The sequence below is a fragment of the Buttiauxella sp. 3AFRM03 genome (assembly GCF_003675305.1).
Taxonomy (GTDB): Bacteria; Pseudomonadota; Gammaproteobacteria; order Enterobacterales; family Enterobacteriaceae; genus Buttiauxella; species Buttiauxella ferragutiae.
On sequence record NZ_CP033076.1, the window covers coordinates 2,962,946 to 2,987,773 of the forward strand.

Sequence of the window (24,828 nt, forward strand, 5' to 3'; positions counted from 1 at the left end):
CCGACCTACAAGTGCTGTGAATTCAGACCTGTAACCAAAACGTCACCGGGCCATCATTGGTCAGGCTCACCTGCATGTCGGCGGCGAAGCGCCCCGTTTCAGCCACGATGCCCTGTTGTCGACAGCGTTCAACAAAGTATTCATATAACTCTTCTGCAAGCTGTGGTGCTGCACCACCCGAGAAGCTCGGACGCATGCCACGTTCGGTATCGGCTGCGAGGGTAAACTGCGAAACCACCAGCACACTGCCACCGGCTTGCTGAACATTCAGGTTCATTTTGTCGTTTTCATCGCCAAAAATACGGTAACCCAAAACCCGCTCGCAAAGGCGATTCGCTTTCTGTTCGTTATCTTCTTTTTCGACACCCAATAACACTAAAAGTCCTGGGCCAATTTCACCCGTCACTTCACCCGCCACAGTGACGCGAGCGTGGGTGACGCGCTGAATTAATGCAATCATGGTTCTTCCAATTCTTCCCGCTGTGATTCAATGCGAAGTTTTCGGTAATCGCCGAGAGTGACAGTAATTTCGGCGCCGAGCAACACGATACACCAGGTCCAATAGACCCAGACAAATAAAATGGGGATCACGGCTAACACACCGTAAATCAACTGGTAAGAGGGAAACATGGTGATGTAGAGGGCAAAGCCTTTTTTCCCCAGCTCGAATAAAACTGCGGCGACCAGCGAGCCGATTAGTGCGTCACGCACAGGGACCCGCGTGGTTGGGACGATGCTGTAGAGCAACCAGAACGACAGCCAGGACAGCAGCAGCGGGAAGATGCGCAACATATCATCAATCACACTGTTAAAGCCCGTAACCCAACGCAGAGACAGCAAATAAGAGCTGATCGCCAGACTCGCCCCGGCCAACAGTGGCCCCAGCGTTAAAATCATCCAGTAAACCGCAAACGAATAGATTTTTGGGCGCGTACGCGTGCTGCGCCAGATGGTGTTCAGCGCACTATCCACGGCGTACATCAGTAATAGTGCGGTGACGATAAGCCCGCAGGCTCCCACCACCGTCATTTTGTTGGAGTTAGCGACAAACTGTTCGATATAGCGCTGAATAATATCGCCGGTAGCGGGCATAAAGTTTGAGAAGACGAAGTGACGCAACTGGACACTGATGTCGGCAAACATAGGGAATGCCGCAAATAACGCAAACACCACCGCAACCAAGGGCACCAGCGAGAGCAATGACACGTAGGCAAGGTTCCCTGCAAGCGTAGTCATATTGTCCTGGTCGATGCGGTGCCAGAGCAACTTTCCCCAGGCGATACACGGCCTGAGGTGTTGGCTCGTTTTACGATGAACGTTTTTTATCATAGGCCTTTTGCGAAATAGCCAGGCACCGTGTCTTTTCCGGTCACCAAAATGCTGGTGATACCCAACTGTTGAGCTCCTTTAATATTATCGGCGTTGTCGTCAAAAAAGACCGCCTGATCCGCGCAAAAACCTTCTGTTTCGAGTAATTTTTGATAAATCTCTACCTCGGGTTTTCGCATACCCATTTCCTGGGACAGATAGATTTTATCTGCCGCCTCGGCAATTTGCGGATATTCACCCGGCCAGAAATAAGTGTGTAAGCGGTTGGTATTTGAAAGCACCACGACGCGATGTCCATCTTCGCGAAGTTTGTTCATCACGGTGATAACTTCTGTGCGTAACCCGACAAAGATAGCCTGCCAACCGGCGGAAAATTGATCGAAGCTCAGTGCCATGCCCATTTCTTCACAGACCGCTTCAGCAAACTCTTCATCACTAATTTGCCCACGCTCGTGGCGTTTGAAAGCCTCCCCCATCACAAAGCTTTTTTGCAAATTCGCTAGCGGTATACGGCTGTAATCGCTCCATACCCCCATCACGCGGTTGAAGTCGATATCAACAATGACGTTGCCTAAATCAAAGATATACAGCATAAGCCTCTCCTTTGCGTATGGACAAATAACTGTAGCGGTAAAGGGAGGCTTTGACTATCGGCGGGTTTGCAATGATGCAGGTTCTGCGAGCAACAGTGCAAAAAAAAGCCCCGCCTAAACAGGCAGGGCTTCAATGCTTTGCAGGAAAGAAACTTACGCTTCTTTGCCGCCACGACCCGCGCGTTTGCGGTCGTTTTCAGTCAGGTGACGTTTACGAATACGGACAGAAGTTGGAGTCACTTCTACCAGTTCGTCGTCATCGATGAATTCCAGAGCTTGCTCCAGAGACATCTTCAGTGCTGGGACCAGAGTGGTTGCTTCGTCAGTACCAGAAGCACGCATGTTGGTCAGTTTCTTACCGGTCAGGCAGTTTACAGTCAGGTCGTTAGAACGACTGTGAATACCGATGATCTGGCCTTCGTAAACTTCTGCACCGTGGCCCAGGAACAACTTGCCGCGATCTTGCAGACCGAACAGAGCAAACGCAACCGCTTTACCCTGGCCGTTAGAGATCAGCACGCCGTTCTGACGCTGGCCGATTTCGCCTGGTTTCACGTCGTCGTAATGGCTGAATGTGGAGTACAGCAGACCCGTACCAGAAGTCATGGTCATGAACTCAGTACGGAAGCCGATCAGGCCACGTGCTGGAATCAGGTAATCCAGACGGATACGGCCTTTGCCGTCAGGGATCATGTCTTTGACATCGCCCTTACGCTCGCCCATCGCCTGCATCACAGAACCCTGGTGTTGTTCTTCGATATCCAGAGTCACGTTCTCGAACGGCTCTTGCATACGACCATCGATCATACGGTTGATTACTTTCGGACGGGACACAGCCAGTTCGAAGCCTTCACGACGCATGTTTTCGATAAGAACAGACAGGTGCAGCTCACCACGACCGGATACACGGAATGCATCCGCATCTTCGGTTTCTTCAACACGCAGTGCAACGTTGTGCACCAGCTCTTTGTTCAGGCGGTCAAGGATCTGACGAGAGGTAACAAATTTACCTTCTTTGCCACAGAACGGAGAGGTGTTGACGTTGAAGAACATGGTAACAGTTGGTTCATCAACAGACAGTGCTGGCAGCGCTTCAACATTTTGCGTGTCGCAAAGGGTGTCGGAGATGTTCAGCTCGCCCAGACCGGTAATCGCGATGATGTCGCCGGCTTCCGCTTCGGTGGATTCAATACGCTCCAGGCCGAGGTGGGTCAGTACTTTACCGACTTTACCGTTACGAGTTTTACCTTCGCTATCGATGATAGTGATTTGCTGGTTAGGCTTCACTTTACCGCGTTTGATGCGACCGATGCCGATAACACCAACGTAGTTGTTGTAATCGAGCTGGGAGATTTGCATCTGGAACGGACCATCAAGGTCAACGCTTGGTGCTTTAACGTGGTCAACAATCGCCTGGTACAGCGGGGTCATGTCTTCCGCCATATCACCGTGATCGTTACCTGCGATACCCATCAACGCTGATGCGTAGATGATTGGGAAATCGAGTTGCTCGTCAGTAGCGTCAAGGTTTACGAACAGGTCGAACACCTGATCAACAACCCAGTCAGGACGCGCGCCAGGACGGTCAACTTTGTTGATAACAACAATTGGCTTCAAACCATGAGCAAATGCCTTCTTGGTTACGAAGCGCGTCTGCGGCATTGGGCCATCCATTGCATCAACGACCAGCAGAACGGAGTCTACCATGGACATTACACGTTCAACTTCACCACCGAAGTCGGCGTGCCCAGGGGTATCAACGATGTTGATACGGTAGTCATTCCATTTGATAGCGGTGTTTTTAGCGAGGATGGTAATCCCACGCTCTTTCTCCAAATCGTTGGAGTCCATCACGCGTTCAGTGGCTTCAGCACGGTCGTTACTGAAAGTACCAGATTGCTGCAGCAGCTTATCAACCAGGGTAGTTTTACCATGGTCAACGTGCGCGATGATGGCGATATTACGCAGATTTTCGATCACAACTTTGCCTCAGGCATTAGAAATAGCGCGTTATTGTACACGTATTAATCGAAGGACATAACAGGATCACAAAGAACTTTTACAAACAATGTTGAAAGTAAGGGTTTGTGATCGCTTTCACGGAGCAAAAAAGGGAGCCACAACGAAAATTGCACCAATATGGTGCTCAAATCTCAGACTGAAGCACTACATTGGTGCAAACTATCCATCATGGTGCATCCCTTTTGCACTATGGTGCGCATGATAGCGCCTTTTTAGGGTAATTTAAAAGTTGGCACAGATTTCGCTTTAAACATTTTAGGGCGAATAGCCAAACGAAGAAAGTATTGAACACCTCGTTACCACGACGACAATGACCAATCCGGGAGAGTTAAGTATGTCCGCTGAACACGTTTTGACGATGCTGAATGAACACGAAGTGAAGTTTGTAGATTTGCGCTTCACTGACACCAAAGGTAAAGAACAGCACGTCACTATCCCTGCTCATCAGGTTACTGCTGACTTCTTCGAAGAAGGCAAAATGTTTGATGGTTCTTCAATTGGTGGCTGGAAAGGCATCAATGAATCCGACATGGTTCTGATGCCAGATGCATCTACCGCTGTTATTGACCCATTCTTCGCTGATTCTACGCTGATCATTCGTTGCGACATTCTTGAGCCTGGCACCATGCAGGGTTATGACCGCGATCCACGCTCCATTTCCAAGCGTGCTGAAGACTACCTGCGTTCTACTGGCATCGCCGATACCGTACTGTTCGGGCCAGAACCAGAGTTCTTCTTGTTCGACGACGTTCGTTTCGGTAGCTCCATCTCCGGTTCTCACGTGGCTATCGATGATATCGAAGGCGCATGGAACAGCGGCACCAAATACGAAGGCGGCAACAAAGGCCACCGTCCTGCTGTTAAAGGCGGTTACTTCCCAGTTCCTCCGGTTGACTCCGCACAAGACCTGCGTTCTGCAATGTGTCTGACTATGGAGCAAATGGGCCTGGTTGTTGAAGCTCACCACCACGAAGTAGCAACTGCTGGTCAGAACGAAGTGGCTACCCGCTTCAACACCATGACTAAAAAAGCAGATGAGATTCAGATCTACAAATATGTGGTTCACAACGTTGCTCATGCTTACGGCAAAACAGCGACCTTTATGCCAAAACCAATGTTTGGCGATAACGGTTCTGGTATGCACTGCCATATGTCCCTGGCTAAGAACGGTGTAAACCTGTTCGCTGGTGACAAATATGCTGGCCTGTCTGAGCAAGCGCTGTACTACATCGGCGGTGTTATCAAACACGCTAAAGCCATCAACGCCCTGGCTAACCCAACCACCAACTCCTACAAGCGTCTGGTCCCGGGTTACGAAGCTCCAGTTATGCTGGCTTACTCTGCAGCTAACCGTTCCGCTTCAATCCGTATCCCAGTAGTTGCGTCTCCGAAAGCACGTCGTATCGAAGTGCGCTTCCCGGACCCAGCGGCTAACCCGTACCTGTGCTTCGCAGCACTGCTGATGGCTGGTCTTGATGGTATCAAGAACAAAATCCATCCGGGCGAAGCAATGGACAAAAACCTGTACGACTTGCCTCCAGAAGAAGCAAAAGAGATCCCACAAGTTGCAGGCTCTCTGGAAGAAGCACTGAACTGCCTGAACGAAGACCGCGAGTTCCTGACTGCGGGCGGCGTGTTCACTGATGAAGCTATCGATGCTTACATCGCGCTGCGTATCGAAGAAAACGACCGCGTGCGTATGACTCCGCACCCAGTCGAGTTTGAACTGTATTACAGCGTTTAATGACGTTGAGCAGATTGCTGACAAAATTCACTAAACAGGTGTTGTAGGGTGTCGGATGGCGCTGCGCTTATCCGACCTACGAAGTGGTTTGTCATCAGTCTCAGAAGATTTTTAGTTGCCGTGGAAACTTTTAGCCCATCTCAGGATGGGCTTTTTTCTCCACAAATAATCTGCTGCAACAATATCTTTTGCTGCCAGGAAACTATAATGCACCATCACAGTGCAAATTATCGGAGACTGCTGTATGGCAACCGGCACGCTGCCCGATGCTGGGCAGATCCTGAATTCTTTAATCAATAGCATTTTACTGGTCGATGACGAACTGGCGGTGCATTACGCCAATCCGGCGGCACAGCAACTTTTGGCGCAAAGTTCACGCAAGCTGTACGGCACACCGTTACCAGAGCTGTTGAGTTACTTTTCACTAAATATTGGCTTGATGCAGGAAAGCCTGACCTCTGGCCAGGGTTTTACCGATAACGAAGTCACGCTGGTTATCGATAGCCGCTCCCACATTCTTTCCCTGACAGCACAACGTTTACCAGAAGGTTTCATCCTGATGGAAATGGCGCCGATGGATAACCAACGACGTTTAAGTCAGGAACAGTTACAGCAGGCGCAGCAAATTGCCGCTCGTGACTTAGTCCGTGGGCTGGCTCATGAGATTAAAAATCCACTTGGTGGGTTACGTGGTGCCGCGCAATTACTGGCAAAAGCCTTACCCGATCCTTCGCTCACTGAATACACCAAGGTGATTATTGAGCAGGCTGATCGTTTACGTAATCTGGTCGACAGGCTGTTAGGCCCGCAGCAACCTGGCATGCACGTTACTGAAAGTATTCATAAAGTCACCGAACGGGTGATGAAACTGGTGTCGATGGAATTACCTGCCAACGTGTCGCTGGTAAGAGATTACGACCCAAGTTTGCCTGAGTTAGCGCACGACCCAGACCAAATTGAACAGATTTTATTGAATATTGTGCGCAACGCGCTTCAGGCGCTCGGCAGCGATGGTGGTGAGATTGTGTTACGCACGCGTACCGCTTTTCAAATTACGCTGCACGGTACTCGTTACCGACTGGCTGCACGAATTGATGTTGAAGACAACGGTCCGGGCATTCCGGCCCATCTGCAGGACACACTATTCTACCCAATGGTGAGTGGCCGTGAAGGAGGGACAGGATTAGGTCTTTCTATTGCACGCAACTTGATCGATCAGCATTCGGGAAAAATCGAATTTAACAGTTGGCCAGGTCATACCGAGTTTTCGGTTTACCTGCCCATTCGTAAGTAGAGGTCTTTATGCAACGAGGGATAGTTTGGATCGTTGATGACGATAGCTCCATCCGTTGGGTGTTGGAACGCGCACTAACAGGGGCTGGTTTAAGCTGCACCACATTTGAAAGTGGCACTGAAGTCCTGAATGCTCTTGCAACCAAAACCCCGGACGTTTTGTTATCTGATATTCGCATGCCCGGCATGGATGGCCTGGCGCTGCTAAAGCAGATTAAACAACGCCACCCGATGTTGCCGGTCATCATAATGACCGCTCATTCAGACCTTGAGGCGGCCGTGAGTGCCTATCAGCAGGGTGCTTTTGATTACCTGCCTAAACCTTTTGATATTGATGAAGCGGTGGCTCTGGTTGAACGCGCCATCAGCCACTATCAGGAACAGCAGCAACCGCGCAATGTGCAGGTTAATGGGCCAACCACCGATATTATTGGTGAAGCGCCTGCGATGCAGGATGTGTTCAGGATCATTGGCCGCCTCTCCCGGTCATCAATAAGTGTGCTGATTAACGGTGAATCCGGTACGGGTAAAGAGTTAGTCGCCCATGCCTTGCATCGCCACAGCCCACGGGTGAAATCCCCTTTTATTGCGCTGAATATGGCTGCCATCCCAAAGGATTTGATTGAGTCTGAGCTGTTTGGCCATGAGAAAGGGGCTTTTACCGGCGCTAATCAAATTCGGCAAGGCCGTTTCGAGCAGGCTGACGGCGGCACACTGTTCCTCGATGAAATCGGCGATATGCCGCTGGACGTGCAAACTCGTTTGCTGCGCGTGTTGGCTGACGGACAGTTTTATCGTGTTGGCGGTTATGCGCCGGTAAAAGTTGATGTGCGAATTATTGCCGCAACGCACCAGAACCTTGAGTTACGCGTGCAGGAAGGGAAATTCCGTGAGGATTTATTCCATCGCCTGAACGTAATTCGCGTGCATTTGCCACCCCTGCGCGAACGCCGTGAAGATATTCCGCGTCTGACTCGTCATTTCTTGCAAGATGCTGCAAAAGAGTTAGGTGTGGAAGCCAAGCAGCTTCATCCCGAAACCGAAACAGCATTAACGCGTTTGGCCTGGCCTGGAAACGTGCGCCAACTGGAAAATACCTGTCGCTGGTTAACGGTCATGGCGGCAGGCCAGGAAGTATTGATTCAGGACTTGCCTGCCGAGTTGTTCGAGACAACCATTCCCGATAGCCCGGCACATTCTCAATCCGACAGTTGGGCAACTTTACTGGCGCAATGGGCAGATCGCGCATTACGTTCCGGTCATCAGAATTTACTCTCTGAAGCTCAGCCAGAAATGGAACGCACACTGCTAACGACGGCACTGCGGCATACGCAAGGCCACAAGCAGGAAGCGGCTCGTTTACTTGGCTGGGGGCGCAATACCCTGACGCGTAAGTTGAAAGAGTTGGGGATGGAATAACAAAAAGGCGGCTTACAAGCCGCCTTTAGTTTTATATCACGCGCGAGAACTGCTGGAGGCGTGCCTTCTGGCGCAAGTAAGTATCAAAGCACATGCAGATATTACGGATTAGCAGACGGCCTTTAGCTGTCACCTGAATGTGTTTACCATCAACATCCACCAGCCCATCTTTCGCCAATGGTGCCAGTAATTTCAGATCCTCGGCAAAGTACTCTGCAAAATCTAAATCCCAAAGCTGTTCAATTTCGGCAAATTTAAGCTGGAAATTACAAATCAATGCTTTGATAACATCACGACGGATGCAGTCATCGCGGGTGAGTGCCAGGCCGCGCCACAGCGCATCGCCCTGCTGATCAACCTGCTGATAATAGGTTTTAAGCTCTTTCTGGTTCTGCGTGTAGCAGTCGCCAATCATGCTGATGGCAGAAACGCCCATTCCCAGCAGGTCGGTATCACCCTGAGTGGTGTAGCCCTGGAAGTTACGGTGCAGTTTCCCTTCGCGTTGAGCAATCGCCAGTTCGTCATCTGGCCGCGCAAAGTGGTCCATGCCAATAAACTGATATCCCGCATGGGTCAGCGAACCGATGGTTTCTTGCAGAATGTCGAGTTTTTGCTGGGCGCTCGGTAAGTCTTCGTCTTTAATTTTGCGCTGTGCGGCAAACAACGTCGGCAAGTGCGCGTAGTTAAAAACGCTTAAACGGTGAGGACTAAGTTCTGCAACACGCTTGAGCGTGAAGGCAAAGCTTTCTGGCGTCTGCTTTGGCAGGCCGTAGATCAAGTCAATATTGGTCGAGGTGAAGCCAAGTTCTCGCGCTCGCTGAATCAGCGCGAAGATAAACTCTTCGTCTTGCTCACGGTTAACCAGGCGCTGCACTTCTTTGTTGAAATCCTGCACGCCCATGCTCAGGCGGGTAAACCCTTCCTGGCGCAAATGGTCCAGCACATCGAGTTCGATTTCACGCGGATCGATTTCAATGGACAGCTCAGCATCTTCATCGAAATTGAAATGACCCCGTAGAAGCCCCATCAGACGGCTTATCTGCGCTTTACTGAGGTAAGTTGGTGTACCACCGCCCCAATGCAACTGACTGACGTGACGGCCTTTAAAGAGCGGTGCACGATGGGCTATCTCTTGTTCAAGCGCATCAAGGTATTGATCAGCCTTATGCGTCTGGCGGGTCACAATTTTATTGCAGCCGCAGAAGTAGCAAAGTTTATGGCAGAACGGGATATGAACGTACAGCGAAAGCGGGCGCTCAGGATAACGAGCCACCGCTTCAAGAAATGCCGCCTCACCGAAGCCTTCTGAGAACTCCAGCGCGGTGGGATAAGAGGTATAACGTGGCCCTGAATAATTATATTTCTGGATCAGGGCCAGATCCCAATCGATTAACTGCTCAGACATGCTTACTTCCTCCGGTGATGCCGCATTCGTTGACGGCGCAACGATTTTTGCAATCGCGACAACCGCCGTAGTTTAACGAATAACCACAGCAGATAACACACCAGAGGAATAACCACGATAAGAACAGGTAATTCCATTGCGAAAGACCGTTAATCAGTGCCTTTGAGCAGGCGCATCAAATCATCGCCCTTCTCTTTTTCTTCTTCATCTTCGTCATCTTCATAGGCGATGCCGAGTTCTGCCATTAGCGCATCAATACGATCAAGCTTAGCGTTAACCCACGCCTGCTCTTCTGCATTAAGCGTTTCACCTTCTTCAAGACGTTCCAGCAGCGCGTCCAGGCGCTCATCATTTTCCAGCAAATCCAGTTCAGCCTGTGGTGTGAGCATAGGTTTCTCGATTTTAGGTTTGTGCTGTTTAGGTTTTTTGACCTGGACTTCAGTTACACCCAGGGCGATTGGTTTTTTACTGCCAATGCGCGGATCTTTAGCCTGACTGCTGCCACTTCCACTTTTCGCTTGAACACCGCCAGTTGCACGGCTACCCGCTGCATGCCCGCTGTGTTTTTTATCACGTTTACGGTCACGTGCTTCACGATCGATCTCTTCACGCGTTTTACGACGTGCTTTTGAAGGCTTGGAACCAGGTGCTGCTGAGTTTTGTTGCTTCATAATAAATTATCTTGAGCCATTTTTATTCAGTATAGAATTGCGGCGGAATCTAGCAGAAAGCAAGCAAAGAAAAAAGGCGGCAGGTTAACCTGTCGCCTTTTTCTTGTCTCTGGACCGTTATCTGGTCACACAATCCCTGTTCGCACTCGACGCCCTGTCTATCCTTTGCAAACAACTTCCGTGTAAATCCTTGTCCCTTTTAAACGTCTCCAGACGTTGCCTCCTGGCACTTCCCTGGTTCTTCGCCATCCTGACGATCCTGAACCCTCATCCTGAGTTGCTATCCTTTGTGGCTCTCCTTTGCCTGTGCCGCTTACTTTACTCTTAGCGCCTGGTTCTACAAGGTAGGTATTTGTGTTAAGGCATTGATACAATCAATCCATATCGGCTTAATATGCTGTTTTATAGAGTATTTTAATAATGTCTGTATTTATCAACGCTGCGTTGTCTGCCAGTATGAATGGTCAATGTCTTACAAACTGCAGGCGTATCTCTGTAATCCTGTAAGCCTTGCTGAGAAACACGGCGTTTTCGCCACGTTCAGGTATAATCCCCCACAATGCTCATCCTGAGGGAGACAACCGTTTTGAAAAACTGGAATTATCAACTGACCCACTTCGTGCTTAGCGCACCGGATATTCGCCATTTACCTTCTGATACTGGTATTGAGGTTGCTTTCGCAGGCCGCTCTAACGCAGGGAAATCCAGCGCATTAAATACGCTGACTAATCAGAAAGCACTGGCTCGTACCAGTAAAACACCTGGCCGTACTCAGCTCATCAACTTGTTTGAAGTGGCTGAAGGCTTACGTGTGGTGGATTTACCGGGCTATGGCTACGCCGAAGTACCGGAAGAAGTAAAACTGAAATGGCAGCGCGCGCTTGGTGAATACCTGCAAAAGCGTAATAGCCTGAAAGGCCTAGTGGTGCTGATGGATATCCGTCATCCGCTTAAAGACCTTGATCAGCAAATGATTCACTGGGCCGTTGCGAGCAACATTCCAGTCATGCTGCTGTTAACCAAGGCCGACAAGCTGGCATCTGGCGCTCGTAAAGCGCAGTTAAATATGGTGCGTGAAGCGGTTGTGGACTTTAACGGTGATATTCAGGTAGAAGCGTTTTCGTCGCTGAAGAAAATTGGTGTCGATGTACTGCGTCATAAGCTTGATGGCTGGTACAACGATATTCCACCAGCAACTGAAGAAGACGACGTAGAAGAAGAAGACGACGAAGCAACTGGCGAATAAAAATAGGCATGGGTTCGCCCGTGCTTTTCCTTTCTTTCCTGACTCGCGCCCAATAAAAAACGCCCCAGTCATTACTGACTGGGGCGGCTAAAATATTCAGCCAAATCCGATTACGTGAAGTAAAAGGTCTGAAAGATAGAACATCTTACCTCTGTACCCTACGCGAATAACTCTACTCCTTTTTATTAGGATGAAAAAGTACTTTTTGTAGTTTTTTTTCACCCCTTACACTTCAATCTTGAAGCACCATCACAAAAAGCTATGACTTATGTTCTTTAGTTACATAACCAGCTGCAAATTAGTGCGCTTCATCCCAATTTGCGCCACTGCCAACTTCCACCAATAGCGGCACATCCAGTTTCATGCTGCCTTCCATCAGTTCGTGGACTTTCTTCGATACAGCTTCCAAATCATCCTGATGAACTTCAAAGACCAGTTCATCGTGTACCTGCATGATCATTTTTACGCGTGGCTTCTCTGTTTCAAGCCAGGCATCGACAGCAATCATCGCGCGTTTGATGATATCAGCCGCCGTTCCCTGCATCGGGGCATTGATAGCCGCACGTTCAGCACCAGCACGACGAGCCGCATTACTAGAATTGATGTCCGGTAAATACAGGCGGCGTCCATCCAGAGTTTCGACATAACCCTGCTCTTTCGCCTGCTTGCGGGTGCGTTCCATGTATTCCAGCACACCAGGATAGCGTTCAAAGTAGAGATCCATGTATTTCTGCGACTCTTTACGCGGGATATTGAGCTGGCGTGACAAACCAAATGCGCTCATGCCGTAAATCAGACCGAAGTTAATCGCTTTAGCGCTGCGGCGTTGCTCACCAGAAACACTATCCAACGGAATACCAAATACTTCAGCGGCTGTCGCACGGTGAATATCTTTGCCTTCGGCAAATGCAGTCAGTAAGCCCTTATCACGAGACAAATGCGCCATGATGCGCAGTTCGATTTGCGAGTAGTCGGCAGAAACGATCAGATAATCTTTTGGTGCAATAAAGGCCTGGCGAATGCGACGCCCTTCTTCATTTCGTACCGGAATGTTTTGCAGATTCGGTTCGGTCGAAGACAAACGCCCGGTCGCAGCCACAGCCTGATGATAGGAAGTATGTACACGGCCCGTTTTCGGGTTAATCATTAACGGCAGCTTATCGGTATAAGTCGATTTCAGCTTCGCCAGGCCACGGTGTTCAAGAATAACTTTAGGCAGCGGGTAATCCAGAGCCAGTTCTTCCAGCACTTCTTCAGAAGTTGACGGGGCGCCGCCAGGGGTTTTCTTGAGTGGTTTAATACCCTGTTTTTCAAAAAGAATGGTTTGCAGCTGCTTCGGTGAAGAGAGATTAAACGCTTCGCCTGCAATTTCGTGAGCTGTGATTTCCAGCTCTGCGAGGCGTTTTGTCAGTTGCTCAGAATGGGTATGCAGCACAGCCGGGTCGATCTTCACACCGTTGCGTTCAATACGTGACAACACGGGCACCAGTGGCATTTCGATATTTTTAAAGATGCTTAATGGCCCTTCACGCTTTTCAAGCTTCGGCCACATTTTCAAATGCAGCTGTAAAGTCACGTCTGCATCTTCTGCGGCATAACGCCCAGCCTGCTCCAGATCTATTTGGTTAAAGGTCAGTTGCTTTTTGCCCTTGCCAGCAATCTCTTCGAAGGTGATGGTGGTGTGTTTCAGCCAACGAGCAGACAGGCTGTCCATATCGTGGCGACCTGCAACGCTGTCAAGAATGTAGGATTCAAGCATGGTATCGAACGCAATTCCACGAAGTTCGATATCGTAGTTCTGCATAATGCCACGGTCATACTTCAGGTTCTGGCCAACTTTAAGCACGCTTTCATCTTCAAGTAATGGCTTCAGAAGTTCGAGCGCACGCTCACGAGGAATTTGTGCCGGAGCGTCTAAATAGTCATGTGCGACAGGGATGTAGCACGCAACACCCGGTTCAGTGGCAAATGACAGACCAACCAGGTTCGCACTGATGTTATCCAGGCTATCGGTTTCGGTATCAAAGGCGACGACTGGCGCTTTTTTCAGACGGGTAATCCACTCTTCCAGCACGGTTTCGTCAAGAATAGTGACGTAGTTGTCATAAGAAAGCACATTAGCTGGCTCTTCCGGCTCAACGTCAGCTTCAATCTCGACGGTTTTTGGCGATTGTGCAGCCGGTTTCGCGCCCTTAACCTGCATCCACTTGCCTGCTTCAACGTCGGTAATCCAGCGTTTGAATTCGTATTGTTTGAACAGATCCAGAAGCTCTTCATCCGCCGGTTGCTGCACTTCTAATTGCTCGCAGCCCAGCTCAAGTTCCACATCTGTTTTGATGGTGGCCAATTTATAGGAGAGGTAAGCCAGGTCTTTGCTTTGCTCAAGCTTCGCCGCCATAGTTTTCGCACCACGGAACGTCAGTTCTGCGATTTTCTCTGGATTAGCGTACAGCGTATCCAGACCACCTAAACCCTGGAGTAGTGCCTGTGCTGTTTTCTCGCCAACGCCCGGAACACCAGGAATGTTATCCGACGAGTCGCCCATTAAGGCCAGGAAATCGATAATCAGTTCAGGAGGCACACCATATTTCGTGCGAACTTCATCTGGGCCAAGGATGGTGTTAGTCATGGTGTTGATAAGCGTCACACTCGGTGTAACCAGTTGCGCCATATCTTTATCGCCAGTACTGATAAGTACCGGACGGCCCACACGTTCCGCCTCAAGTGCAAGCGTACCAATAACGTCGTCAGCTTCCACGCCAGAAACCGCCAGTAGTGGTAATCCCATGGCTTTTACCATTGCATGCAGAGGTTCGATTTGTGCTCGCAGATCGTCAGGCATAGGCGGACGATGAGATTTATAGTGTTCAAACAACTCGTCACGGAAGGTTTTACCTTTGGCATCAAACACTACTGCGGCATGAGTCGGCTGGTACTGCAACAGCAAACTACGCAGCATGTTCAGCACGCCGTACATTGCCCCGGTCGGTTCACCCTTGCTATTAGTCAGCGGTGGGAAGGCGTGATAGGCACGATAGAGATAAGAGGAGCCATCAACGAGGATAAGTGGATTTTGCGCGATCTGAACCATAATGTTCCGTTCCGTGACTGGTTTTAGTTTATAGCTAAAGGATGCCATAGCCTGGCTGAAAACATGAACTTTTGAGGAAGATAAGGTGAAAAGTTTTGTTGATCTTCGAGATCTGCCTCAAGATCAACATTGTGGATAAGTTTGTGCATAGTTTTTTAAGCAATTGATTGTTAAGTTCGAAAGAAATTATCTTTCGGTTAAATGTCATTATTTTTCAATGCACTACATTTAAGGTATTCACTGAGAAGACATTTTGTGCGTAATCGATAAATGTGGATATAAAAATAAATTATGTAATAGACCGAAATTATTCAAAGCCTATGGTATGTATGTTTTTTATTGAGCAGTTTTAGTGTCATCCATGCTGATAAACTTCTGATAAAATTCAGCCCTATTATTCTTCTTCCAGCACCAGACACTCTCTAACCAACTGAAAAACTTATTTATGTCGAGATTATTCGCCGCGATAACTTTGATTCTGAGTGTCGCTCTTACTATCGTGGTCACGGTAGCCTGCTCAGTACCTATTATTATTGCTGGCATCATCAAGCTACTCTTACCCGTTCCCATCATCTGGCGCTCAATCTCGGTATTTGCTGATTTCATGATGTACTGCTGGTGTGAAGGATTGGCTTTTTTGCTCAGGCTAAATCCACATCTAAAATGGGACGTTGAAGGGCTCGACGATCTCAGCAAAAAAAACTGGTACCTACTAATTTGTAATCACCGAAGCTGGGCGGACATCGTCATTTTGTGCGTCCTGTTTCGCAAACATATCCCAATGAATAAGTACTTTTTAAAGCAACAGCTCGCCTGGGTGCCATTTATGGGTTTGGCTTGTTGGGCTTTGGATATGCCTTTCATGAAACGTTACTCGCGAGGGTATTTATTGCGTCACCCAGAGCAACGCGGCAAAGATGTGGAAACCACTCGCCGCTCTTGCGAAAAATTTCGCTCTCACCCAACGACAATAGTGAATTTTGTCGAAGGGTCGAGATTCACTAAAGAGAAGCGTTTACAGACTCGCTCGGCTTTTCAAAACCTGCTTCCACCTAAAGCAGCTGGAATTGCAATGGCTCTCAACGTGTTGGGGAAACAGTTCGATAAGCTGCTGAATGTGACGATTTGTTATCCTGAAAATGCACAAAGCCCATTTTATGACATGTTAAGCGGGAAGATGACGCGAATTGTGGTGAGGGTGTCGCTGGTGCCAATTGCAGAGGATCTGCATGGCGATTATGTGAATGACAAAGCTTTTAAACGTCGCTTCCAGCAATGGTTGAATGCGTTGTGGCATGAGAAAGATCAACTACTGACAAACATCAAACAATAGAAGAAAGCCGGTCATTGACCGGCTTTCTTTGTTATTTCTTTTCAACCAGGAACTTGGCGACTTCAGCATATTGCTGAATAAACATGTCCATATTGCTGGTGTCCATGCCTTGTGGATTCAACTGATACTTTCCGTTTACAAACATAGCGGGAACGCCTTGCAGTTGCAGATCTGCCGCAGCTTTCTCTTGCTGAGCAACCAATGATTTCACAACAAAACTGTTCCAGGCAGCATCGTACTCTTCTGGTTTAACGCCAGCAGTGATGAATACCTGGCGGATATCAGCAACATTTTGGATAGTCTGAGTTTTCTGCACAGCTTCAAACATTGGAGCGGTAATTTTGTCTTCCACGCCCAATGCCAGTGCAACAGCCCATGCCTGAGTTAAATCCTTGCCCAATGGGCCCAGGAACTCAACATGGTACTTTGTCATCTTAGTGCCTTCTGGCAGCTTTTTCTTCACATTATCAGAGACATGAAGAACCTCTTCAAACTGATAGCAGTGTGGGCAATAGAAGGAGAAAAACTCTAAAACTTGCGGCTCACCGGCGACAGGTTTTTCTAAAGTGATAAACTCTTTTCCATCTTTAAACTGTGCAGCAGACACGCTGAATGCCAGGATCATCCCCGCCAGCGCCAGCCAAATCTTTTTCATCATTGAATCTCTCCTGAATAAATACTGATTAATACATTGGCGTTAATGTTAGTGGTGGTTCACGTAGAACCCGTACCTGCTCTTTAAAAGTCGCAGTTTGTCCCCGCCAGTAATCTTCGTCTGTAATCCAGGGAAAATTTCTGGGGAAAGCAGGGTCATCCCAGCGCCGAATTATCCACGCGAGATAATAAACCATACGCATTGCTCGTAAAGGTTCTATGAGTGCAATTTCGTCTGAATCAAATGAGGCAAACTCTTCATATGCCTCGACAATCATTTCTAGCTGCATTCTCTGTTCGGCTTTGTCACCATTGAGAAGCATCCAGATATCCTGAACTGCCGGGCCATTTCGGGCATCATCCAGATCGACAAACAAAGGACCATCGCGCCAGAGAATATTCCCTGGATGGCAATCACTATGTAGTCGTAATGGCTGAAAATCGGTATGCCAATGAAGTTGAATTTCTGCTATTAACGCATCGGTGGCGTTGAGAAAGCTCTTCTTCAGGGCTGATGGAATCAAATGCGTCTGCTCAAATATTTCACGCGGCTCAAATAAGTATTCATTTAAGCCCATATCAGGGCGCGCAGAAAATGGCTTACGACGCCCTGTTTGATGGATACGGCCAAGATAACGGCCAACCCATTCCATCTGATCAAGGTTATCCGTTTCGTACTGCCTTCCCCCCAAACTCGGGAACACAGCATACATAAAGCCATTATGGCGTAGTAAGGTGTTGCCATTGAGATGCAAGGGGGCCGCAACCGGAACCTCATCAGCTTGTAACTCAAGCGCAAACTGATGCTCTTCTTCTATTTGCTCAGGTGACCAACGATAGGGGCGATAAAACTTAACCACATAACGTTTACGATCCTCGTCCTGAAACTGGTAGACGCGGTTTTCAAAACTGTTTAATGGGGTCAAGCCGGAATCCACCCGTATACCTTGTTCGAACAAGGCGTCCATGATGGTATCCGGATGTAGTGTTTGAAAATTGAAAGCGCTGCTGTCTGTCATCCAGGCAACCGACTGTAAATACGGATAGTTGAGGATAACATTTCATCGCTGTCAAAGTGGTGCGGCTTACAAGCTTTTACTCTTTAATTACACCACGGGCACGTAACAATGCGGTCTTAAAGTCTTCTTCATAGTCTTTCTGAATGCCAGGAATAACAGCGTCTTTTGCCGAATCACGCATTTTCAGCTGATAAATAAGCACGTCATCAGTGAGATCGGTTAATTCACCGGTATAACCTGACTCTTTACTGAGTTTCTGCAAAAATTGAATCAAGTTGAGGTCTGGCTCTTTCTGCCATGCTGGCTGAAGTAGCTCGAGCAGTTCGTTAAGACGTTTGCATTTCATGATTGTGCTCCTTTCACATGCGAGATGTCACACGTTAGCAGGCTCAAACCCACATTAAAAGAGGCGATATTAGTGAGATGTTTAACGGAAGTTACTGGTGTGGTGCTGTCCGGAGGAAGAGCCACAAGAATGGGGGGTAACGATAAGGGACTAATATACTTCAATGGCCTACCATTATTTGAGCATGTCACCAGAAAGCTCACCTCTCAAGTCAGCAATGTGGTGATCAGTGCGAATAGAAATATCGAAATATATCAATCTATTGGATTACGCGTTCTCAGTGACACATTACCTGATTACCCAGGACCATTGGCTGGAATACTATCGGCAATGCAGAACCTCGATAGCGAGTGGTTTTTGTTTTGTCCTTGCGATACACCCAATATTCCCGACGATCTGGCATGCAAACTTTGGGAGCAGAAAGGGGCTTCCCGTGCCGTGTGGGTAAATGATGGGGAACGTGACCATCCAACCATCGCTCTTATACATAAGAAACTCGCTGTATCCCTGGAAAACTATCTGGCTTCGGGAGAACGACGGGTAATGTTTTTTCTCCGAGAGTCTGGTGGGCACAGCGTTCGATTCCAGGATCAGATGAATAACTTCATCAACGTGAATTCACCTGAAGATCTCGCCCAATGGGAGCATAAATAGATGATTCCTCTACTCGCGATTGCCGCCTGGAGTGGCACAGGTAAAACAACACTTCTTAAGAAACTGATCCCTTTACTCAATGAACGAGGGATCCGCCCTGGGTTAATCAAACATACTCATCATGATGTGGATGTCGATAAACCAGGAAAAGACAGTTACGAATTGCGGAAAGCTGGGGCGGACCAAACGATAGTAGCCAACAAGAATCGTTGGGCATTAATGACTGAAACACCTGAGCAAGAAGAACTGGATTTGCATTGGCTCGCCAGCAGAATGGATTCCAGCTCACTTCATTTGATATTGGTTGAAGGTTTTAAGCATGAAGAGATACCTAAGATCCTGCTTTACAGGGCAGGACTAACGCATAGCGTTGATGAGCTGAAAATAGATAGGAATGTTATTGCCATTTCGAGTGACGTACCGCTACCAAATGTGTCGCTTCCCGTACTGGATATCAACTCACCCATTCAGATTGCTGATTTTATTGCTGACTGGCTTAAGAAGTGAGTATTGCCTACGTTCTCGTGGGTATCTTTCTATAAATCGCAAATAGCAAAAAGCCCTGTACGTCAGTACAGGGCTTTTCACTTATTTGGAGCCTGGCAGTTCCCTACTCTCGCATGGGGAGACCCCACACTACCATCGGCGCTACGGCGTTTCACTTCTGAGTTCGGCATGGGGTCAGGTGGGACCACCGCGCTAGTGCCGCCAGGCATATTCTGTTTTGTTAACCGTTGCGTTATTCACACAACCATCAACTTAATCTCGGTTCAAGCTGAAAATCAAAATGCTTAGTCTCTCAACCAAAACACCTTCGGTGTTGTAAGGTTAAGCCTCACGGATCATTAGTACTGGTTAGCTCAACGTATCGCTACGCTTACACACCCAGCCTATCAACGTCGTAGTCTTCAACGTTCCTTCAGGACCCTTAAAGGGTCAGGGAGAACTCATCTCGGGGCAAGTTTCGCGCTTAGATGCTTTCAGCGCTTATCTTTTCCGCATTTAGCTACCGGGCAATGCCATTGGCATGACAACCCGAACACCAGTGATGCGTCCACTCCGGTCCTCTCGTACTAGGAGCAGCCCCCCTCAATTCTCCAGCGCCCACGGCAGATAGGGACCGAACTGTCTCACGACGTTCTAAACCCAGCTCGCGTACCACTTTAAATGGCGAACAGCCATACCCTTGGGACCTACTTCAGCCCCAGGATGTGATGAGCCGACATCGAGGTGCCAAACACCGCCGTCGATATGAACTCTTGGGCGGTATCAGCCTGTTATCCCCGGAGTACCTTTTATCCGTTGAGCGATGGCCCTTCCATTCAGAACCACCGGATCACTAAGACCTGCTTTCGCACCTGCTCGAGCCGTCACTCTCGCAGTCAAGCTAGCTTATGCCTTTGCACTAACCTCACGATGTCCGACCGTGATTAGCTAACCTTCGTGCTCCTCCGTTACGCTTTAGGAGGAGACCGCCCCAGTCAAACTACCCACCAGACACTGTCCGCAACCCGGATTACGGGTCTACGTTAGAACACCAGCCATTAAAGGGTGGTATTTCAAGGTTGGCTCCACAAGAACTGGCGTCCTCGCTTCAAAGCCTCCCACCTATCCTACACATCAAGGACCAGTGTTCAGTGTCAAGCTATAGTAAAGGTTCACGGGGTCTTTCCGTCTTGCCGCGGGTACACTGCATCTTCACAGCGATTTCAATTTCACTGAGTCTCGGGTGGAGACAGCCTGGCCATCATTACGCCATTCGTGCAGGTCGGAACTTACCCGACAAGGAATTTCGCTACCTTAGGACCGTTATAGTTACGGCCGCCGTTTACCGGGGCTTCGATCAAGAGCTTCAGCTTGCGCTTAACCCCATCAATTAACCTTCCGGCACCGGGCAGGCGTCACACCGTATACGTCCACTTTCGTGTTTGCACAGTGCTGTGTTTTTAATAAACAGTTGCAGCCAGCTGGTATCTTCGACTGCCTTCAGCTCCATCCGCAAGGGACTTCACCTACCGACAGCGTGCCTTCTCCCGAAGTTACGGCACCATTTTGCCTAGTTCCTTCACCCGAGTTCTCTCAAGCGCCTTGGTATTCTCTACCTGACCACCTGTGTCGGTTTGGGGTACGATTTGATGTTACCTGATGCTTAGAGGCTTTTCCTGGAAGTGCGGCATTTGTTACTTCAGCACCGTAGTACCTCGTCATCACACCTCAGCGTTAGATAAGAGTCCGGATTTACCTAAACTCTCCGCCTACATGCTTAAACCGGGACAACCGTCGCCCGGCTAACATAGCCCTCTCCGTCCCCCCTTCGCAGTAACACCGAGTACAGGAATATTAACCTGTTTCCCATCGACTACGCCTTTCGGCCTCGCCTTAGGGGTCGACTCACCCTGCCCCGATTAACGTTGGACAGGAACCCTTGGTCTTCCGGCGAGCGGGTTTTTCACCCGCTTTATCGTTACTTATGTCAGCATTCGCACTTCTGATACCTCCACCAGACCTCACAGTCCAGCTTCAACGGCTTACAGAACGCTCCCCTACCCAACAACGCATAAGCGTCGCTGCCGCAGCTTCGGTGCATGGTTTAGCCCCGTTACATCTTCCGCGCAGGCCGACTCGACCAGTGAGCTATTACGCTTTCTTTAAATGATGGCTGCTTCTAAGCCAACATCCTGGCTGTCTGTGCCTTCCCACATCGTTTCCCACTTAACCATGACTTTGGGACCTTAGCTGGCGGTCTGGGTTGTTTCCCTCTTCACGACGGACGTTAGCACCCGCCGTGTGTCTCCCGTGATAACATTCTTCGGTATTCGGAGTTTGCATCGGGTTGGTAAGCCGGGATGGCCCCCTAGCCGAAACAGTGCTCTACCCCCGAAGATGAGTTCACGAGGCGCTACCTAAATAGCTTTCGGGGAGAACCAGCTATCTCCCGGTTTGATTGGCCTTTCACCCCCAGCCACAAGTCATCCGCTAATTTTTCAACATTAGTCGGTTCGGTCCTCCAGTTAGTGTTACCCAACCTTCAACCTGCCCATGGCTAGATCACCGGGTTTCGGGTCTATACCCTGCAACTTAACGCCCAGTTAAGACTCGGTTTCCCTGCGGCTCCCCTATACGGTTAACCTTGCTACAGAATATAAGTCGCTGACCCATTATACAAAAGGTACGCAGTCACCCCATAAAAGAGGCTCCCACTGCTTGTACGTACACGGTTTCAGGTTCTGTTTCACTCCCCTCGCCGGGGTTCTTTTCGCCTTTCCCTCACGGTACTGGTTCACTATCGGTCAGTCAGGAGTATTTAGCCTTGGAGGATGGTCCCCCCATATTCAGACAGGATACCACGTGTCCCGCCCTACTCTTCGAGTTCACAGCATGTGCATTTTTGTGTACGGGAGTATCACCCTGTACCCTGCGACTTTCCAGACGCTTCCACTAATACACAAACTGATTCAGACTCTGGGCTGCTCCCCGTTCGCTCGCCGCTACTGGGGGAATCTCGGTTGATTTCTTTTCCTCGGGGTACTTAGATGTTTCAGTTCCCCCGGTTCGCTTCGTTAAGCTATGTATTCACTTAACGATAGTGCAACGAATTGCACTGGGTTTCCCCATTCGGAAATCGTCGGTTATAACGGTTCATATCACCTTACCGACGCTTATCGCAGATTAGCACGTCCTTCATCGCCTCTGACTGCCAGGGCATCCACCGTGTACGCTTAGTCGCTTAACCTCACAACCCGAAGATGTCTCGTAAGACACAATCGTATGTTGTGAAAATTTGAGAGACTCGAACATATCGTATTCCCATTCCTTATTACGGAGGAATGAGACGACATGTCGTTTCAATTTTCAGCTTGTTCCGGATTTTTAAAGAGCAATATCTCAAACATAACTCACTGAGTTAGTTTTGAGATATTCGGTGATAATGTCTTTCACACATTATCGGAGATGGCGTCCCCAAGGGGATTCGAACCCCTGTTACAGCCGTGAAAGGGCAGTGTCCTGGGCCTCTAGACGATGGGGACACGAATAATCCTTTGCAGGATATCGCTTTTTGCTCATTTACTTTCATCAGACAATCTGTGTGAGCACTACGCAAGTTCGTATCTATTAGGTAAGGAGGTGATCCAACCGCAGGTTCCCCTACGGTTACCTTGTTACGACTTCACCCCAGTCATGAATCACAAAGTGGTAAGCGCCCTCCCGAAGGTTAAGCTACCTACTTCTTTTGCAACCCACTCCCATGGTGTGACGGGCGGTGTGTACAAGGCCCGGGAACGTATTCACCGTAGCATTCTGATCTACGATTACTAGCGATTCCGACTTCACGGAGTCGAGTTGCAGACTCCGATCCGGACTACGACGCACTTTATGAGGTCCGCTTGCTCTCGCGAGGTCGCTTCTCTTTGTATGCGCCATTGTAGCACGTGTGTAGCCCTACTCGTAAGGGCCATGATGACTTGACGTCATCCCCACCTTCCTCCAGTTTATCACTGGCAGTCTCCTTTGAGTTCCCGGCCGAACCGCTGGCAACAAAGGATAAGGGTTGCGCTCGTTGCGGGACTTAACCCAACATTTCACAACACGAGCTGACGACAGCCATGCAGCACCTGTCTCAGAGTTCCCGAAGGCACTAAGCTATCTCTAGCGAATTCTCTGGATGTCAAGAGTAGGTAAGGTTCTTCGCGTTGCATCGAATTAAACCACATGCTCCACCGCTTGTGCGGGCCCCCGTCAATTCATTTGAGTTTTAACCTTGCGGCCGTACTCCCCAGGCGGTCGACTTAACGCGTTAGCTCCGGAAGCCACTCCTCAAGGGAACAACCTCCAAGTCGACATCGTTTACGGCGTGGACTACCAGGGTATCTAATCCTGTTTGCTCCCCACGCTTTCGCACCTGAGCGTCAGTCTTTGTCCAGGGGGCCGCCTTCGCCACCGGTATTCCTCCAGATCTCTACGCATTTCACCGCTACACCTGGAATTCTACCCCCCTCTACAAGACTCTAGCCTGCCAGTTTCGAATGCAGTTCCCAGGTTGAGCCCGGGGATTTCACATCCGACTTGACAGACCGCCTGCGTGCGCTTTACGCCCAGTAATTCCGATTAACGCTTGCACCCTCCGTATTACCGCGGCTGCTGGCACGGAGTTAGCCGGTGCTTCTTCTGCGAGTAACGTCAATCGCCAAGGTTATTAACCTTAACGCCTTCCTCCTCGCTGAAAGTACTTTACAACCCGAAGGCCTTCTTCATACACGCGGCATGGCTGCATCAGGCTTGCGCCCATTGTGCAATATTCCCCACTGCTGCCTCCCGTAGGAGTCTGGACCGTGTCTCAGTTCCAGTGTGGCTGGTCATCCTCTCAGACCAGCTAGGGATCGTCGCCTAGGTGAGCCATTACCTCACCTACTAGCTAATCCCATCTGGGCACATCTGATGGCAAGAGGCCCGAAGGTCCCCCTCTTTGGTCCGAAGACGTTATGCGGTATTAGCTACCGTTTCCAGTAGTTATCCCCCTCCATCAGGCAGTTTCCCAGACATTACTCACCCGTCCGCCGCTCGTCACCCAGAGAGCAAGCTCTCCTGTGCTACCGCTCGACTTGCATGTGTTAGGCCTGCCGCCAGCGTTCAATCTGAGCCATGATCAAACTCTTCAATTAAAAGCTTGATTTGCTTCAACTCGTGAAGCGGTGCTCAAAAATTAACTTTCGTAATAATTCAACTAAATGAATTACTGCTTGGTCACTCTTCAAGACTTGATATTTTTTTGATACCCGAAGGTATCTGAGATATCAATCCTGCGAGTGCCCACACAGATTGTCTGATAAATTGTTAAAGAGCAGTGAGTTGCGCGCTTTCGCTTGCTAACTCGAGGTGGCGTATATTACGCTTTCCTCTTTCAGAGTCAAGCGTTTATTTTCGCTTTTCATCTGGCTGACGGGCCGGTTTGTAAGCCGTTGTGCCGTGTCAGTGGAGGCGCAGTATAGGGATTTTCTGGGAGCTGACAAG

The 24,828-nt window shown here is 49.2% G+C and carries 17 protein-coding genes, 1 tRNA gene and 3 rRNA genes; 7 read left to right on the plus strand and 14 right to left on the minus strand.

The features are described from left to right. Positions 1–22: 22 nt before the first annotated feature. The 4 genes from dtd to typA all read right to left on the minus strand — a co-directional run bounded on the left by dtd (position 23) and on the right by typA (position 3,902). A complete protein-coding gene (gene dtd, locus D8682_RS15320; RefSeq protein WP_064541860.1) occupies positions 23–460 on the minus strand; it encodes a D-aminoacyl-tRNA deacylase in 438 nt (145 codons plus the stop codon). After that, complete coding sequence (locus D8682_RS15325; protein WP_064541863.1) at positions 457–1,329, minus strand: virulence factor BrkB family protein; 873 nt, start codon at positions 1,327–1,329, stop codon at positions 457–459. Before D8682_RS15325 ends, dtd begins: the two co-directional genes overlap by 4 nt. After that, positions 1,326–1,922: a glucose-1-phosphatase gene (yihX, locus tag D8682_RS15330; protein WP_064541864.1), complete on the minus strand. Its 597-nt coding sequence runs from the start codon at positions 1,920–1,922 to the stop codon at positions 1,326–1,328. The genes D8682_RS15325 and yihX overlap by 4 nt, the downstream gene beginning before the upstream one ends. 153 nt (positions 1,923–2,075) lie before the next feature. Continuing rightward, positions 2,076–3,902 carry a ribosome-dependent GTPase TypA gene (typA, locus tag D8682_RS15335; protein ID WP_064541867.1) on the minus strand — a complete coding sequence of 609 codons (1,827 nt, stop codon included), beginning with the start codon at positions 3,900–3,902 and terminating at the stop codon, positions 2,076–2,078. A gap of 376 nt (positions 3,903–4,278) precedes the next feature. On the opposite strand from typA, the gene glnA reads away from it, so the two are divergent. From glnA to glnG, 3 genes are all read left to right on the plus strand, one after another. Next, entirely contained in the window at positions 4,279–5,688 is a 1,410-nt protein-coding gene (gene glnA, locus D8682_RS15345; protein WP_064541871.1) for a glutamate--ammonia ligase, read from the plus strand. A 244-nt stretch (positions 5,689–5,932) separates the two neighbouring features. After that, positions 5,933–6,982, plus strand: coding sequence for a nitrogen regulation protein NR(II) (gene glnL, locus D8682_RS15350; RefSeq protein WP_064541874.1), 1,050 nt, complete (start codon positions 5,933–5,935; stop codon positions 6,980–6,982). Between the two features lie 8 nt (positions 6,983–6,990). Beyond that, positions 6,991–8,400, plus strand: coding sequence for a nitrogen regulation protein NR(I) (gene glnG / locus D8682_RS15355; protein ID WP_064541876.1), 1,410 nt, complete (start codon positions 6,991–6,993; stop codon positions 8,398–8,400). 31 nt (positions 8,401–8,431) lie between these two features. On the opposite strand, the gene hemN is transcribed toward glnG, so the two are convergent. Continuing rightward, positions 8,432–9,805, minus strand: coding sequence for an oxygen-independent coproporphyrinogen III oxidase (gene hemN, locus D8682_RS15360; RefSeq protein ID WP_121814635.1), 1,374 nt, complete (start codon positions 9,803–9,805; stop codon positions 8,432–8,434). Between the two features lie 149 nt (positions 9,806–9,954). After that, positions 9,955–10,476: a Der GTPase-activating protein YihI gene (gene yihI, locus D8682_RS15365; RefSeq protein ID WP_064541882.1), complete on the minus strand. Its 522-nt coding sequence runs from the start codon at positions 10,474–10,476 to the stop codon at positions 9,955–9,957. A 586-nt stretch (positions 10,477–11,062) separates the two neighbouring features. On the opposite strand from yihI, the gene yihA reads away from it, so the two are divergent. Beyond that, complete coding sequence (gene yihA / locus D8682_RS15370; RefSeq protein ID WP_064541921.1) at positions 11,063–11,722, plus strand: ribosome biogenesis GTP-binding protein YihA/YsxC; 660 nt, start codon at positions 11,063–11,065, stop codon at positions 11,720–11,722. Positions 11,723–12,020: 298 nt separating this feature from the next. Here yihA and polA read toward each other — a convergent pair whose 3' ends face one another. After that, complete coding sequence (polA, locus tag D8682_RS15375; RefSeq protein ID WP_121814636.1) at positions 12,021–14,813, minus strand: DNA polymerase I; 2,793 nt, start codon at positions 14,811–14,813, stop codon at positions 12,021–12,023. 445 nt (positions 14,814–15,258) lie between these two features. Between polA and D8682_RS15380 the strand changes: the two genes are divergently transcribed. Then, entirely contained in the window at positions 15,259–16,146 is an 888-nt protein-coding gene (locus D8682_RS15380; RefSeq protein WP_121814637.1) for an acyltransferase, read from the plus strand. 31 nt (positions 16,147–16,177) lie between these two features. On the opposite strand, the gene dsbA is transcribed toward D8682_RS15380, so the two are convergent. From dsbA to D8682_RS15395, 3 genes are all read right to left on the minus strand, one after another. Then, entirely contained in the window at positions 16,178–16,801 is a 624-nt protein-coding gene (dsbA, locus tag D8682_RS15385; protein WP_064541924.1) for a thiol:disulfide interchange protein DsbA, read from the minus strand. Positions 16,802–16,829: 28 nt separating this feature from the next. Continuing rightward, entirely contained in the window at positions 16,830–17,819 is a 990-nt protein-coding gene (locus D8682_RS15390) for a serine/threonine protein kinase (protein WP_121814638.1), read from the minus strand. Positions 17,820–17,895: 76 nt separating this feature from the next. Beyond that, the gene (locus tag D8682_RS15395) at positions 17,896–18,165 is read right to left on the minus strand and encodes a YihD family protein (protein ID WP_064541894.1); all 270 of its coding nucleotides are present in this window, start codon (positions 18,163–18,165) and stop codon (positions 17,896–17,898) included. Positions 18,166–18,189: 24 nt separating this feature from the next. Between D8682_RS15395 and mobA the strand changes: the two genes are divergently transcribed. Continuing rightward, positions 18,190–18,819, plus strand: coding sequence for a molybdenum cofactor guanylyltransferase MobA (mobA, locus tag D8682_RS15400; RefSeq protein ID WP_121814639.1), 630 nt, complete (start codon positions 18,190–18,192; stop codon positions 18,817–18,819). Next, positions 18,820–19,326, plus strand: a complete 507-nt coding sequence (mobB, locus tag D8682_RS15405) for a molybdopterin-guanine dinucleotide biosynthesis protein MobB (protein WP_064541900.1) — start codon at positions 18,820–18,822, stop codon at positions 19,324–19,326. Positions 19,327–19,416: 90 nt separating this feature from the next. Here the strand turns inward: mobB and rrf are convergent. The 4 genes from rrf to D8682_RS15425 all read right to left on the minus strand — a co-directional run bounded on the left by rrf (position 19,417) and on the right by D8682_RS15425 (position 24,479). Further along, a 5S ribosomal RNA gene (gene rrf / locus D8682_RS15410) occupies positions 19,417–19,532 on the minus strand. A 111-nt stretch (positions 19,533–19,643) separates the two neighbouring features. Beyond that, positions 19,644–22,552, minus strand: a 23S ribosomal RNA gene (locus D8682_RS15415). Between the two features lie 219 nt (positions 22,553–22,771). Then, a tRNA-Glu gene (locus D8682_RS15420) sits at positions 22,772–22,847 on the minus strand. A 90-nt stretch (positions 22,848–22,937) separates the two neighbouring features. Further along, positions 22,938–24,479 (minus strand): 16S ribosomal RNA (locus D8682_RS15425). The 16S, 23S and 5S rRNA genes sit together here with 1 tRNA gene alongside, the layout of an rRNA operon. Positions 24,480–24,828 lie beyond the last annotated feature (349 nt).

Bases quoted from the DNA above. Each gene is read 5' to 3' on its own strand.
- glnA (WP_064541871.1), top strand. From the start codon at position 4,279: ATGTCCGCTGAACACGTTTTGACGATGCTGAATGAACACGAAGTGAAG.
- mobA (WP_121814639.1), top strand. From the start codon at position 18,190: ATGTCACACGTTAGCAGGCTCAAACCCACATTAAAAGAGGCGATATTA.
- D8682_RS15395 (WP_064541894.1), bottom strand. From the start codon at position 18,165: ATGAAATGCAAACGTCTTAACGAACTGCTCGAGCTACTTCAGCCAGCA.
- D8682_RS15390 (WP_121814638.1), bottom strand. From the start codon at position 17,819: ATGACAGACAGCAGCGCTTTCAATTTTCAAACACTACATCCGGATACC.
- hemN (WP_121814635.1), bottom strand. From the start codon at position 9,805: ATGTCTGAGCAGTTAATCGATTGGGATCTGGCCCTGATCCAGAAATAT.
- glnL (WP_064541874.1), top strand. From the start codon at position 5,933: ATGGCAACCGGCACGCTGCCCGATGCTGGGCAGATCCTGAATTCTTTA.
- polA (WP_121814636.1), bottom strand. From the start codon at position 14,813: ATGGTTCAGATCGCGCAAAATCCACTTATCCTCGTTGATGGCTCCTCT.
- dsbA (WP_064541924.1), bottom strand. From the start codon at position 16,801: ATGAAAAAGATTTGGCTGGCGCTGGCGGGGATGATCCTGGCATTCAGC.
- D8682_RS15380 (WP_121814637.1), top strand. From the start codon at position 15,259: ATGTCGAGATTATTCGCCGCGATAACTTTGATTCTGAGTGTCGCTCTT.
- glnG (WP_064541876.1), top strand. From the start codon at position 6,991: ATGCAACGAGGGATAGTTTGGATCGTTGATGACGATAGCTCCATCCGT.
- D8682_RS15325 (WP_064541863.1), bottom strand. From the start codon at position 1,329: ATGATAAAAAACGTTCATCGTAAAACGAGCCAACACCTCAGGCCGTGT.
- yihI (WP_064541882.1), bottom strand. From the start codon at position 10,476: ATGAAGCAACAAAACTCAGCAGCACCTGGTTCCAAGCCTTCAAAAGCA.
- dtd (WP_064541860.1), bottom strand. From the start codon at position 460: ATGATTGCATTAATTCAGCGCGTCACCCACGCTCGCGTCACTGTGGCG.
- yihX (WP_064541864.1), bottom strand. From the start codon at position 1,922: ATGCTGTATATCTTTGATTTAGGCAACGTCATTGTTGATATCGACTTC.
- mobB (WP_064541900.1), top strand. From the start codon at position 18,820: ATGATTCCTCTACTCGCGATTGCCGCCTGGAGTGGCACAGGTAAAACA.